Here is a 13,861-nt window from a genome sequence, read left to right on the forward strand (position 1 = left end):
CAGTTACCTTCTGTGATAGTTCGGAGCTTCGACCGTCATCTGGATGTCGTGCGGGTGGCTCTCCTTGAGACCCGCGGAAGTGATCGGCATGAGCTGGCTGCGCTCGTGCATCTCGTCGATCGTGCGGCACCCGGCGTACCACATGCCCTGGTGGAGACCGCCGACGAGCTGGTAGGTGACCGCCGAGACCGGCCCGCGGTAGGGGACCTGGCCCTCGATGCCCTCGGGGATGTACTTGTCCTCGGAGCCGACCGTGTCCTGGCCGTAGCGGTCCTTGCTGAAGGAGGTGCCGCCGCGCTCGCGGTTACGGACCGCGCCGAGCGAACCCATCCCCCGGTAGGACTTGAACTGCTTGCCGTTGATGAAGATCAGGTCGCCGGGCGACTCCTCGCAGCCGGCGAGCAGGGAGCCGAGCATGACGGTGTCGGCGCCGGCCGCGATGGCCTTGACGATGTCTCCCGAGTACTGCAGGCCGCCGTCGCCGATCAGCGGGACGCCCGCGGGGCCGCAGGCCAGCGACGCCTCGTGGATGGCGGTGATCTGCGGCGCGCCGACGCCCGCCACCACCCGGGTGGTGCAGATCGAGCCGGGGCCCACACCCACCTTGACCGCGTCGGCGCCGGCGTCGATGAGCAGCTGCGCGCCCGCGCGGGTGGCGATGTTGCCGCCGATGACGTCGATGCCGTGGCTGTTGGCCTTGACCTTGGCGATCATGTCGCCGACGCCCTTGGAGTCGCCGTGGGCGGTGTCGACGATGATCACGTCGATGCCCGCGTCGATGAGGGCCTGGGCGCGCTTCTCGGCGTCGCCCGCCACGCCGATGGCCGCGCCGACCACCAGGCGGCCGTCGGCGTCCTTGGTCGACAGCGGGTACTGCTCGCTCTTGGTGAAGTCCTTGATGGTGATGAGACCGCGCAGCCTGCCCTTGGCGTCGACCAGCGGCAGCTTCTCGATCTTGTTGGCCTTCAGCAGCGCGAACGCCTCATCGCGCGACACCCCGACCGGCGCGGTGACCAGCGGCATCGGGGTCATGACCTCGCGCACGGTCCGGCTCTGGTCGCTCTCGTAACGCATGTCACGGTTGGTGACGATGCCGACCAGCACGCCGTCGGCGTCGGTCACGGGGGCACCGGAGATGCGGTAGTTGGCGCACAGCCGCTCGACGTCGGCGAGGGTGTCGTCGGGCGAGCAGGTCACCGGATTGGTGACCATGCCGGCCTCGGAGCGCTTGACCAGGTCGGCCTGCTGGGCCTGCTCCTCGATGGACAGGTTGCGATGGAGGATGCCGATGCCGCCCTGGCGGGCCATCGCCACGGCCATGCGCGCCTCGGTCACGGTGTCCATCGCGGCCGAGACCAGCGGGATGGACAGCGTGATACCGCGCGAGAGCCGGGTTGCGGTGTTGGCATCGCCCGGCTGCATGTCCGAATAAGCGGGAACGAGCAACACGTCATCGAACGTGAGCCCCGTCTCTGTGAACTTGGACATGCCGTGACCCCTCCAGCCGCCATTCATGCTTGTGACAGCCAGTTTAGTGGGTAGGCCCAAAAGGATCAGGGTGGGGATGGAGGACGATGACCCCCACGGTCCGTCGTCCTCCACGCATCGTGAAGTGCCGGAGAACCGGGGCGGTCGGTGATCCGCCCCGGTTCTCCGGCCACCGGCAGCCTCGGACGAGGCGCGGAATGCCACCGGACCCCCCTCCGTGTCCAGGTGGCGGCGCTGTTCGTCCTGCTGGTGCCGACGCTGGGTTAATGCTGCGTTACGCGATGGCACATCGCAATGTGAAAACGTGCAATTGCACGAAGTTGCACGTGGCGCGAAGCAGTCGGCGCAAGGGCGGGACACGGCCCTGCGACCGGGTTATCCTCGCGGCACGCCCGTGTCCCCCCTACGGAGCACCGCACATGCGCAACCACTCCAGCACCACGTCGGACCCTCTCGAGACCCTCGGCCTCGATCCGGGGCAAACCGCGCTCTACACGGCGGTGCTGAGACTGCACCGGGCCACGGTGACCGAGCTCGCCGCGGCCATGGACGGCCCCGCCGACGCCGTCGGCAGGCAGCTCGACGACCTCGTCCGGCTGGGCGTCGTCGACGAGCAGTCGGGCCACTACCTCGCCCGCCACCCGGCCGGCGCCCTCGGCAGGCTCATCGCCCAGCGCCTCGACCTGCTGGCGGAGGAGAGCCGCCGCATCGACTCCGCCCTGTCGTCCATCCGCCACCTGATTCGCGACTACGACGCCGGCCGCGACTACCAGAGCGGGCCCTTCCCCGTCGAGCTGGTCAGCGGCGCCGACATCCTCTACGAGAGCGTGGTCGGCATGGCCGTCCAGGCTCCGCCGATGGACCTGCTGACCGCCATCCCCGACGAGCGCACCATGCTCGACTTCGCCCGCAAGTTCGCCGACCCGTGGGTCGACGCCCAGCAGCGCGAACTGCTGTCGCTGCGCGCGGTCATCCCGGTCTCGACGCTCACGCTGCCGGGCGTGCGCGACCAGCTGACCCGCTTACTGGCCAGCGGAGGCCAGGTCCGCACGCTCGACCGGGTGCCGAGCTGGTTCATGACCGCGGGGCCCGGGGTGGCGGGGCTGCCCGCCACGTGGGGCGGCAACCTGCCCGACCACGCCTACAACTTCTACGTCGTCCGGGCGCCGATCGTGGTGGGCGTGCTGCACTCGCTGTTCGAGGAGCTGTGGGCGCGGGCCGTACCGCTGCCCTGGGGACGCAAGGGCGACGGCATGGTGCAGGTGCTGCGGCTGGCCGCGCAGGGCATGTGCGACGACTCCATCGCGCGCCATCTCGGGGTGTCCGTCCGCACCGTCCGCGCCAGGTTCGCCGACGCCATGGCCGAGCTGGGCGCCCAGTCACGTTTTCACGCGGGCGTGGAGGCCGCGCGACGAGGATGGCTCACCTGAAGGACCCCATCGGTCTTATGGTGGGAAGGTGTTGGAAGATGTGCCACCGGACCCGTTCGCGGACGACCCGAACGATCCCAGCTCGGCCCTGGGCGATCTCGACGACGCCGAGCCGCTGACCGCTGCCGAGCGCGACGAGGCCATCACCGACCTGGCCGACGTCGAGGTCTTCCGCTCCCTGCTGGAGCCGCAGGGAGTGCTGGGCCTGGTCCTCGACTGCCCGGAATGCTCCGAACAGCACTTCTTCGACTGGGACCTGCTGCGCGGCAATCTCCGCCAGATGATCGAGAACGGCCAGCCGCAGGTGCACGAGCCGGCCTTCCATCCGGACCCGTCCGACTACGTCAGCTGGGAGTACGCCAGAGGCTACGTCGACGGCGTCATCGACACCGAAGAGCGACGCTGACCGACGTCCTCCAGCAGCCCCGCGAGCAGCGCGGCGGCCGGATCACCGACGGGCGGCGGCTCGCCCCGTGACAACGCGTCGAGGAGCGCGTCGCTTTCTTCTTCGGTCAAGCGATCGACTCCAGCTCGGCCATCTGCCGGAGCCTGGCCAGCGCCCGATGCTGGGCGACCCTCACCGCACCTGGTGTCATGCCGAGTACATTACCTGTCTCCTCGGCCGACAGCCCCGACACCACCCGCAACAGCAGCAGCTCGCGCTGGTTGTCCGGCAGCCGCGACAGCAGCCTGCGGGCGTGCTCCACCTCGATGTAGCGGACGACCGTCTCCTCCGGCCCCGGCCCCTCGTCGGGCCCGTCGGGCAGATCCTGCGTCGGTACGGCCGAGCGCACCGAACTGCGCAGCGCGTCGGCCACCTTGTGCGAGGCGATCCCGAACACGAAGGAGGCGAACGGCCGGCCCATGTCACGGTAGCGGGGCAGCGCGGACAGCACGGCGATGCAGACTTCCTGCGCCACGTCATCGGCGATGTGATATTGCCCGGAAACCCTCCCCAGTCGCGCGCGGCAATAGCGCACCACCATGGGACGGAGCTCCCCGAGCAGAGATTCGATCGCGGTGCGATCCCCCTGGACGGCGAGGCTCGTCAGTTCCCGAAGGTCGGACTCGTCCGCTCGTGCCGGAAGTCTCGACGCAAGCCTTACCCCAATTTTGGCGTCGGCGACGCTTCCCTCGCTCACGTTAGGCATGATGCCCGCACTGATCGTGCCTGTCGTCATAGCGAACGGCTACGGATTGGTCACATTGAAGCGACGATAACGCGGCGTAATCGGTCCGCCACACTAAGGGTTTCGGTGTGTGACGATATTTCAGACCATTTGCTTAAATGCAGGAAACACGTCAGACGGGGGGACGCTTTACGAACGTGTTCGGTTTACCGCGAAATAGTTCCCTTTCCGGACAACTTCGCACTCGCCCACCCATCGCCTTTCCGCGAAGTCTCCGTCACCACCCCACCGCCGAAACCGCACGGCTGCCCACCTGCGAGGACGGGTCGTTGCGGCGGGCGTTCCTGCCTCGGCGTGGCCCCTTCCGCCTACCGTGCGCGGTTCCGGACGTCGGTTCAGGGGGCGTGACGTAACGGCGGCCCGCCCCGTCCCGCTGGAGTGCCGTGGCAGGACGGACCCGGGCCCCGTGCCCACGGTGGGCGTGGGGGGCTTGCCGTAGGGGGACTGCCGCCCTGGGGGCCCTCGCACAAGGGCCGTACGGGAGACTGCCGCGCCGGAGAGGTCCTCACCGTGCGGCAAGGGACTGCCGCCCCGGGGAGCCGTCACGTCGCCTGGCAGGGGCGGATCGTCGCCGGCATGCGAAAGGTCCGCGCCCCGGGACGGGACGCGGACCTCAGGTCGACGCAGGTCAGTGGCCGTGGCCGTGACCGTGGCCGTGACCACCGGCGGCCGGGGCCTCCTCCTCGGGCTTGTCCACCACGAGAGCCTCGGTGGTGAGCAGCATGCCCGCGATGGACGCGGCGTTCTGGACGGCCGAGCGCGTCACCTTCACGGGGTCGATGACGCCCTGCGCCACCAGGTCGCCGTACTCGCCGGTCGCGGCGTTGAGGCCGTGACCCGCAGACATCTCGGCGACCTTGTGGGTGACGACGTAGCCCTCGAGACCGGCGTTCTCGGCGATCCAGCGGGCCGGCTCGATCAGCGCGCGGCGGACGACGCCCACACCGGTCGCCTCGTCGCCGGACAGACCGAGGTCGTCCAGGTCCTTGGAGACGTGGATGAGCGCGGAGCCACCGCCGGAGACGATGCCCTCCTCGATCGCGGCGCGGGTCGCGGAGATCGCGTCCTCGAGGCGGTGCTTCTTCTCCTTGAGCTCCACCTCGGTGGCCGCGCCGACGCGCAGCACGCAGACGCCGCCGGACAGCTTCGCGAGGCGCTCCTGGAGCTTCTCGCGGTCCCAGTCGGAGTCGGACTGCTCGATGGCGAGCTTGATCTCCTTGACGCGGTCCTCGATCGCCTGCGCGTCACCGGCACCGTCCACGATCGTGGTGGCGTCCTTGGTGACGACGACACGGCGGGCGGTGCCGAGCACCTCGAGGCCGACCTGGTCGAGCTTGAGGCCGATCTCCTCGCTGACGACCTGGCCGGCGGTCAGGATCGCGATGTCCTGCAGCATGGCCTTGCGGCGGTCACCGAAGCCGGGGGCCTTGACGGCCACCGAGGTGAAGGTGCCACGGATCTTGTTGGTCACCAGGACGGCCAGGGCCTCGCCCTCGACGTCCTCGGCGATGACCAGCAGCGCCTTCTTGGTCTGGGCGACCTTCTCCAGCAGCGGCAGGAAGTCGGCGATCGAACCGATCTTGCCCTGGTGGATCAGGATGTACGGGTCCTCGAGGACCGCTTCCATGCGCTCGGGGTCGGTGACCATGTAGGCCGACAGGTAGCCCTTGTCGAACTGCAGGCCCTCGGTGAACTCGAGCTCCATGCCCATGGCGTTGGACTCTTCGACGGTGATGACACCGTCCTTGCCCACCTTGTCGAACGCCTCGGCGATCAGCTCACCGATCTTGGCGTCCTGAGCGGAGATCGTCGCGACATTGGCGATCTCCTTCTTGTCCTCGACAGGGCGCGCGGAGGCCAGCAGCTTGTCGCTGACGGCCTTGGCGGCCTGGTCGATGCCGCGCTTGAGCGACAGCGGGGAAGCGCCCGCTGCCACGTTGCGCAGGCCCTCGCGGACCATCGCCTGGGCGAGGACGGTCGCCGTGGTGGTGCCGTCACCGGCGATGTCGTTGGTCTTGGTCGCCACTTCCTTGGCGAGCTGGGCGCCGAGGTTCTCGTACGGCGCCTCGAGCTCGACCTCGCGAGCGATGGTGACGCCGTCGTTGGTGATGGTCGGCGCCCCGAACTTCTTGTCGATGACCACGTTGCGGCCGCGCGGGCCCAGGGTCACCTTCACTGCGTCCGCGAGGGCGTTGACGCCGCGCTCAAGCGCGCGCCGCGCGTCCTCTTCGAACTCCAGGATCTTCGGCATGGGAAAAGTCCTCTCAGCGTCCCATCCGAGACGTACGAGGGCCGCCGTCGCCTGCCTCAGCCGACGCGTCGGGCAGATGGCGGTCCATCAGGCACGTCCGTTGGCGGTGAAAGCCCCGGGCACTAGGCGGGCCCGGGGCTTTCTCACGGCTTACTTCTCGATGATGGCGAGAACGTCACGGGCGGAGAGCACGAGGTACTCCTCGCCGCCGTACTTGACCTCCGTGCCGCCGTACTTGCTGTAAAGGACGATGTCGCCCTCGCTGACGTCGAGCGGGATGCGCTTCTCGCCGTCCTCGTCCCAGTTGCCCGGGCCCACCGCGAGGACCTTGCCCTCCTGCGGCTTCTCCTTGGCGGTGTCCGGGATGACCAGGCCGGAAGCGGTGGTCTGCTCGGCCTCAAGCGGCTGGACCACAATGCGGTCGCCGAGCGGCTTAACGGGAACCTTAGTGGCGGTCGTCACGATCGGACCTCCCCTTCAGATTTGGATGATCTAGAAGAGGCGACCAGCTGGGCCTGCCGTCGCGGGTGTCAGACCTGCCTCGTCGCACGTTGGCACTCTCAAGGTGAGAGTGCCAACACGAAACAGTATGCAAGCAGGCCTTGCCCGTCAACACGAACCGCTCTGCTCAGCTCAGAGCGATACTCGGACGCCGGAAAACTCCCCTCCCGGACGACACGGAGCCGCGAAAAGGGGAACACTGAACCACGTGACGACCAGAAACGGCGGTGACGACGACGCTACGATGCGTGACGTGACCAGCACGATGGATGACGTGCGCCACGTCCTCGCCAACTGGCCGTTGCCACCGGAGGGCGGGTGGACGGCCGACGACCTGGACCTGCTCCCCGAGGACGGGCCCCATGGCGAGCTGGACCTCTTCAAACGCGTTGAACTCGTCGATGGAGCGCTCGTCCTCATGTCCCCCCAGAAGCTCTTCCACGAGAGCATCATCATCGGCCTCAGGATCGCCCTGGACGCACAGGCACCTGAAGGTCTCTCCGCGCGGAGCCAGATGGACATCAAGATCGCTCCACGCCAACGACCGTGCCCCGATGTGCTCGTGGTCGACACGACCGCCACCACCGACCTGAACCGCACGGCGTTCGCGCCGAAAGACGTTCACCTGGTGGTGGAGGTGGTCTCGCCGGAGTCGGAGCATCGTGACAACCACGTCAAGCCCGGCATCTACGCCGCGGCCGGCATCGAGCACTTCTGGATCGTGAAGGACGAGAACAGCAAGCCCGTCATCCACACCTACGAGCTCGACGAGGTCGTCGGCGCCTACGTCGCCACCGGCATCCACCGCGACCGGCTCGCCGTCTCCGTCCCCTTCCCCATCGACATCACGCTCGACGCCCTGCACTAACGTCGTACGGCGTGGACCACGACGCCTTCCTCGCACTCCTGACACCTCGCGGCCAGAAGGCCCTCGCCGAGGCCGTCGAACTGGCGAGCGGGGACCCCGTCGTGGCCGCGACCAGGTTGCGCAGGACCTACGACGCCGCCCTCACCTCCGCCGCCCTCACCCAGGCGAAGCTGCGGGAGCGGGGCAGGGCGAAGTTCGGCGACGACGCGGCGCTGATGTACTTCACTCCGCACGGGGTCGAGCAGGCCACCCGCCGCGAGGTCGCCGAGCACCGCGCCCGCCGGATCGCCCTCCTCGCCGCCAGGCCGCCCGCCGTTCCCGCGTCTCCGCATGAGATCCCCAGCACGCCCCAGGGGGCACCGCCCCGGCCCGGCTCGCGCCTGCGGGTGGTCGACGTCTGCAGCGGCATCGGCGGCGACCTCGTCGCGCTGGCGCGCGCCGGCTGCGAGGTGGACGCCGTCGACACCGACCCCCTGACCGTCTCCGTCGCGCTGGCCAACGCCGACGCGCTGGGGCTGTCCGACAGGGTCACGGTCCGTACGGCTGACGCCGCCTCCGTGGACCCGGCCGCCTACGACGTCCTGTTCGCCGATCCCGCCCGCCGTACCGCGAAGGGGCGGACCTTCGACCCGAACGCCTACTCCCCCACCTGGCCGGTCATCCTCGACCTGCTTGAGCGGGCACCGGCGGCGTGCCTGAAGGTGGCGCCGGGGATCCCCTACGAGTTCGTCCCGCCGGGCGCCGAGGCCGAGTGGGTCTCGTTCAAGGGCGAGGTCAAGGAGGCCGCCATCTGGACGGGCGCCCTGTCCGGCATGGCCGTGGACGCGGGCCAGGCAGAGACGGACGCGGGCGGGCGGGCCGTACCCCGAGCCCGGATCGGCGAGGCGGCGGCGGGCGCCGCGGAGTTCGACAGGAGGGCCACGTTGCTGCCCGAGGGCGGCACGCTCACTCCCACGGGCGCGCAGGCCCCCGTCGGACCGGTGGGGCGCTACGTCTACGAGCCGGACGGCGCCGCCATCCGCGCGCACCTGGTCGCCGAGGTGGCCGCCATGGTCAACGGGCGCCTGGCCGACCCGTTGATCGCCTACATCACCGGTGACGATCTCGTCGACACCGTCTGGGCGTCCAGGTACGAGGTGAATGAAGTGATGCCGTTCTCGGTGAAAAAACTGAGAGCCGCACTCCGCGCGCGCAATGTCGGAAACGTGACCATCAAGAAACGCGCCTCGGCGGTCGACATCGAACGGTTGCGCAGTGATTTGCGACTGTCCGGAAACATATCCGCGGTGGTCATTCTGACCCGAATCTCCGACCGCCCTTCCGTGCTTATCTGCACCCCTCCCGAACTGGGTAAATGACAAATCAGGGCGATACATCGACAATCACGATCTTTTAAAGTCGACACCGAAAGATCTTGATCGAGCTACTAAGGTGGCCGGGCGAGAGTTCACCCCTAACGATTACCCACCGCTGCGCGGCAGACGTCGGCGAGTGAAGGAGCTTTCGGTGGATCACTCCAACCACACCACCCTTCTCCAGGCAGGCAGCCAGACCGCCATCTCCGACAGGATGCGCGAGCTGCTCGCGCGGGCCGCGCAGGACCACGTCTACGAGCAGCGCACGCAGGGCGCGGTGCTCGACGAGATCCGCCAGCGCCTTGAGGGCATGGAGTGGCTGCTGCGGGAGGTCCGCGAGCGCGAGCTCGGCGGGCTGACCGGCACGCTCGAGACCGTGAGCGGCCGCCTCGACGACATCACCACCAGGCCGCCGAGCTGGGCTGAGGGCCTGGCCCAGCACGTGGAGGCGGTACGCGACCACGTCGACGCCGTCGGCGAGCAGGTGGGCGGCATCGAGGCCCGGGTCGAGTCCGTCGGCGAGCGGGTCAAGCCGGTGGCGGAACTGCCCAGCCTGTGGGCCGACATCAGCACCGTGAGCGAGACCCTCGACGAGGCGCTCAAGCGGATCGAGTCGGTCATCGCCAGCACCGACGGCATCGCCAAGCGCCTCGGCGACTTCGCCGGCAAGCTCGGCCAGCTCAGCGCCAGCATGGACGCCGCCGCCAACCGTTTCACCCGCCTCGACAAGTCGATGGCCGAGCTCACCAGCCGCACCGACCGCATCGAGAGCGGCGTGAAGGGCCTGCCGGAGATGGTCGAGACGAAGCTCAAGGCGGTCGACGGGTCGCTGGCCGCCTCCACCGAGCTGCTCTCGGCCGCCATCGAGGAGGTCGGCGCCAGGGTCGAGGCCACCGAGACCCGCCTGACGGGCCGCCTCGACGGTGTCGACAGCAGGATCGACCGGGCCGACGGCCGGCTCATCGCCGTCGACAACCGGCTGACCACCGTCGACGGGCGCATCGAGACCGCCGACGAGTGCCTGGCCGACATCGACACCCGCCTGTCCGGCGTCGACGCCCGTCTGGGCGGGCTCGACTCCCGCCTGTCCGGCGTCGACCAGCGCCTGGGCGCGCTCGACGGCCACCTGGGCCGCCACGACGACCGCTTCGACGGGCTCGACGGGCGGGTCGACGGCCGGTTCACCACGCTCGACGAGCGCATGGCCGGCGCGGCCAGCCACCTCGCCGAGACCGCCACCCGCACCGAGGGCCGGTTCAACGACCTCGACTCCCACCTCGACACGCTCGACGAGCGGCTGGCCGAGGTCGAGGAGCGCGTCGTCGGCCGTTTCGACGGCATCGACGCCACCCTCACCGGCATGTCCAGCGCCGCCGAGAAGACCGGCGAGCACCTCGAGGCCATCGACGACCGGGTGGAGGCGGTCAACCAGCGGGTGGGCCAGCTGCCCGTCACGCTCGGCATCGGCGAGCGGGTCGGCGAGTTGCTCGACAGCCAGACGACGGAGCACGTCAAGCGCCTGGAGGCGATCGACGAGCGGCTGACCACCGCGGCCGCCGCCCTCACCGACGCCGTCGCGGCCCGGCCCGACCGGGCCGAGCTCGCCGAGAGCGTCTCGGGCATCGTCGAGCCCGCCACGAGCGACCTGACCAAGCGGCTGGGCGCGCTGGAGGAGACCATGCTCGCGCTGGCCGAGGCACTCCTGCGGCCCAGCCGCAACCCCAAGGACTAGACGATCGAGCCCACGGGCCCTACCGGCTCAGTCGCAGAGTGACCAGCTCGAACGGCCGCAGCGTCAGGGGCACCGCGCCCCCTTCGTGCTGCCGTTCCGCGAGAGGCCGCTCCAGCAGGTCCGTCGCCGTGACGCGGGTGACAGGGAAGCCCGCGGTCAGCGTCGCCCGCGCCCTGCCGCCGCGCGCCTCGTGGAAGCGCACGATCACGTCGCCGCTCCCGTCGTCGGCCAGCTTGACGGCGGTCACGACGACCGCGTCGTCGTCGATCGCGACCAGCGGCGCCACCTCGGCGTCGCCGGGGACCGTCCGTTCGGGCAGGTTGACGAAGTAGCCCTCGCGCACCGCGTCGCCGATCGTCGCGCCGGGCACGAGCGCGTGACGGAACCGGTGCACGCCCTGGTCGGTCTCGGGGTCGGGGAAGCGCGGCGCGCGCAGCAGCGAGACCCTGAGGGTGGTGGTCGTGCCGGAGTCGGCGGCGCGCACCGTACGGGTCACGTCGTGGCCGTAGGTGGAGTCGTTGACCACGGCCACTCCCCAGCCGGGCTCCTCCAGGTGGACGAAGCGGTGGTTGCACGCCTCGAACTTGGCCGCCTCCCAGCTCGTGTTGGTGTGGGTGGCGCGGTAGGCGTGGCCGTACTGGCTCTCGGAGGCGTAGCGCTCGGCGTGCACGTCCAGCGGGAAGGCCAGCTTGAGGAACTTCTCGGTCTCGTGCCAGTCGACCTCGGTGTGGATGTCGAGCCGCCTGGCGCCGGACGGCAAGCTGAGCACCTGCCGCACCGTCGACCGGCCGAACGAGCGGACCACCTCGACCGAGCCGGGAGCGGCGCCCGGCGCCACCTCGTCGGCGTCGACCAGGTCGGTGACGGTGTTGCGGTAGAACTCGTCCACGTCCCAGGCGTCCCACATGTTGGGGAAGTCGGGGTGGATCTGCAGCAGGTTCGCCGCCTGGCCCGGCGCGACGGTCTCCCGTCCGGCGGTCAGGTCGTAGACCGAGCGGACCAGGCCCCGCTCGTCGATCTCGACGCGGAGCAGGCCGTTGTCGAGGACGTATCCGCCCGCGTCCCGGGGGCGCAGGCCGGTGTCGGCGCCGGTGAGGGAGGTGCCGGCGGCACCGGCCGCGACGCCGCGGCGGGCGTGCGGGGCGGAGTTGAACAGCAGCGACGTGCCCGCGGCGGGGTCGCCGGCCAGGGCGCGCTGGGCGGCGTCGATGATCGCCTCCAGCTCGGCGGCGACCTGCGCGTAGGTCCGCTCGGCCTCGCGGTGCACCCAGGCGATGGACGAGCCGGGCAGGATGTCGTGGAACTGGTGCAGCAGCACCGTCTTCCAGATGCGGTCGAGCTGCTCGTAGGGGTAGGGATGCCCGGTCCTGACCGCGGCGGTGGCGGCCCACAGCTCGGCCTCGCGCAGCAGCGACTCGCTGCGCCGATTGCCCTGCTTGGTCTTGGCCTGGCTGGTGAGCGTGGCGCGGTGCAGTTCGAGGTAGAGCTCGCCGACCCAGACGGGCGGGTTGGGATACTCGGCCTCGGCCTTGGCGAAGAACTCGGCGGGCGTCTCCCAGGTGACGGTGGCCGAGCCCTCCAGGTCACGCATCCTGGCCGCCTTGGCGACCATCTCGCGGGTGGTGCCGCCGCCGCCGTCGCCCCAGCCGGTGGGGGCGAGGGAGTGCCGCGCGACGCCCTTGTCCTTGAAGTTGCGCGCCGCGTGGGCGATCTCGCTGCCCTTCATCGAGCAGTTGTAGGTGTCGACGGGCGGGAAGTGGGTGAAGATCCGGGTGCCGTCGATGCCCTCCCACAGGAAGGTGTGGTGCGGGAAGGTGTTGGTCTGGCTCCACGAGATCTTCTGGGTGAGCAGCCGCTTCGACCCGGCGGCCTTGATGATCTGGGGCAGGCCGGCCGCGAAGCCGAACGTGTCGGGCAGCCACACCTCGTCGTTCTCGATGCCGAACTCGTCGAGGAAGAACCGCTTGCCGTGCACGAACTGCCGGGCCATGGCCTCCGAGCCCGGCATGTTGGTGTCGGACTCCACCCACATGCCGCCCGTCGGGACGAACCGCCCGGCCGCCACGGCCTTGGTCACCTTGGCCCAGACCTCGGGCCGGTGCTCCTTCACCCAGGCCCACTGCTGCGCCTGCGACATGGCGAAGACGAAGGCGGGCTCGTCCTCCAGCAGCGCGGTCATGTTGGAGGTCGTCCTGGCCACCTTGCGGACGGTCTCGCGCAGCGGCCACAGCCAGGCCGAGTCGATGTGCGCGTGGCCGACGGCGCTGATCCGGTGCGCGGACGGCGCCGCGGGCGTGGCCAGCACGCCGGCCAGCTGCTCGCGCGCCGCGGCCGCGGTGCCGTTCACGTCCTGCAGGTCGACCGCGTCGAGCGCCTTCTCCACGGCGCGCAGGATCTCCCAGCGGCGGGCGCCCTCGACCGGCAGCTCCCGCATCAGCTCGCCCAGCACCTCGAGGTCCATCACGAGCTGCCACACGGTCTCGTCGAAGACGGCCAGGTCCATCCGGGCCAGCCGGTACTGCGGGTCGGTGCCGGCCGTCTCCTTGTCGCCGAGCGTGGTCGGCAGGAACGGGTGGTAGTCGAGGATGACGGGGTTGGCGGCGGCCTCGATGTGCAGCCGCACCTCCTCACCGCCCGCGACCGGCGCGCCGATGCGCACCCACTGGTTACGCGGGTTGAGCCCCTTCACCGGGGTGCCGTCGGGGCGGTAGACGAGGCCCTCGCACTGGAAGCCGGGCATGTTCTCGTCGAAGCCGAGGTCGAGCACGGCTTCGACGCTTCTGCCGGCCCAGGCGGCGGGCACCGTGCCGGTGACGGTGAACCAGCTGGTGCCCCACGGCGCACCCCACTGGTCACCGACCGCGACGGGCTCCGGTACGGCCGACAGCCCCTCGGCGACGGGCACCGGCTCGCCGGGCGCGTGCCAGACAGCCACGTCGAGCGGCACCGACTCCGGGTAGACCGCAGGGCGGATGCGCTCGTCGAGGACGCGCTTGAGACGGGCTTCGACCAGATTGCGGTCGTCATGCATCGGGGGACTCCCTGG

Annotated in this window: 10 protein-coding genes; 5 read left to right on the forward strand and 5 right to left on the reverse strand. The window is 69.9% G+C overall.

Annotation, left to right across the window (positions count from 1 at the left end):
* Positions 1-3 precede the first annotated feature (3 nt).
* Positions 4-1,488 carry an IMP dehydrogenase gene (gene guaB / locus ABZX22_RS05800; protein WP_354906404.1) on the reverse strand — a complete coding sequence of 495 codons (1,485 nt, stop codon included), beginning with the start codon at positions 1,486-1,488 and terminating at the stop codon, positions 4-6.
* Positions 1,489-1,907: 419 nt separating this feature from the next.
* Between guaB and ABZX22_RS05805 the strand changes: the two genes are divergently transcribed.
* Positions 1,908-2,918 (forward strand): helix-turn-helix transcriptional regulator, encoded by a 1,011-nt coding sequence (locus tag ABZX22_RS05805; RefSeq protein WP_354906406.1) that lies wholly within the window; start codon positions 1,908-1,910, stop codon positions 2,916-2,918.
* A gap of 28 nt (positions 2,919-2,946) precedes the next feature.
* The gene (locus ABZX22_RS05810) at positions 2,947-3,324 is read left to right on the forward strand and encodes a DUF5319 domain-containing protein (RefSeq protein ID WP_354906407.1); all 378 of its coding nucleotides are present in this window, start codon (positions 2,947-2,949) and stop codon (positions 3,322-3,324) included.
* 106 nt (positions 3,325-3,430) lie between these two features.
* On the opposite strand, the gene ABZX22_RS05815 is transcribed toward ABZX22_RS05810, so the two are convergent.
* The 3 genes from ABZX22_RS05815 to groES all read right to left on the reverse strand — a co-directional run bounded on the left by ABZX22_RS05815 (position 3,431) and on the right by groES (position 6,824).
* Positions 3,431-4,069 (reverse strand): sigma-70 family RNA polymerase sigma factor, encoded by a 639-nt coding sequence (locus ABZX22_RS05815; RefSeq protein ID WP_354906501.1) that lies wholly within the window; start codon positions 4,067-4,069, stop codon positions 3,431-3,433.
* A gap of 667 nt (positions 4,070-4,736) precedes the next feature.
* Complete coding sequence (gene groL / locus ABZX22_RS05820) at positions 4,737-6,359, reverse strand: chaperonin GroEL (RefSeq protein WP_354906409.1); 1,623 nt, start codon at positions 6,357-6,359, stop codon at positions 4,737-4,739.
* Between the two features lie 150 nt (positions 6,360-6,509).
* On the reverse strand, positions 6,510-6,824 hold the full coding sequence (gene groES, locus ABZX22_RS05825) for a co-chaperone GroES (protein ID WP_219545199.1): 315 nt from the start codon (positions 6,822-6,824) through the stop codon (positions 6,510-6,512).
* Between the two features lie 280 nt (positions 6,825-7,104).
* Between groES and ABZX22_RS05830 the strand changes: the two genes are divergently transcribed.
* The 3 genes from ABZX22_RS05830 (at position 7,105) to ABZX22_RS05840 (ending at position 10,815) form a co-directional block, all read left to right on the forward strand.
* Positions 7,105-7,728 carry a Uma2 family endonuclease gene (locus ABZX22_RS05830; protein ID WP_354906502.1) on the forward strand — a complete coding sequence of 208 codons (624 nt, stop codon included), beginning with the start codon at positions 7,105-7,107 and terminating at the stop codon, positions 7,726-7,728.
* A gap of 11 nt (positions 7,729-7,739) precedes the next feature.
* Positions 7,740-9,086 (forward strand): class I SAM-dependent methyltransferase, encoded by a 1,347-nt coding sequence (locus tag ABZX22_RS05835; protein ID WP_354906410.1) that lies wholly within the window; start codon positions 7,740-7,742, stop codon positions 9,084-9,086.
* A gap of 148 nt (positions 9,087-9,234) precedes the next feature.
* Positions 9,235-10,815: a hypothetical protein gene (locus ABZX22_RS05840; RefSeq protein ID WP_354906411.1), complete on the forward strand. Its 1,581-nt coding sequence runs from the start codon at positions 9,235-9,237 to the stop codon at positions 10,813-10,815.
* A gap of 19 nt (positions 10,816-10,834) precedes the next feature.
* On the opposite strand, the gene ABZX22_RS05845 is transcribed toward ABZX22_RS05840, so the two are convergent.
* Positions 10,835-13,846 carry a glycoside hydrolase family 38 C-terminal domain-containing protein gene (locus ABZX22_RS05845; RefSeq protein WP_354906413.1) on the reverse strand — a complete coding sequence of 1,004 codons (3,012 nt, stop codon included), beginning with the start codon at positions 13,844-13,846 and terminating at the stop codon, positions 10,835-10,837.
* Positions 13,847-13,861: the final 15 nt, after the last annotated feature.

It is taken from the genome of Nonomuraea sp. NPDC003804 (genome assembly GCF_040610675.1).
Lineage (GTDB): Bacteria > Actinomycetota > Actinomycetes > Streptosporangiales > Streptosporangiaceae > Nonomuraea.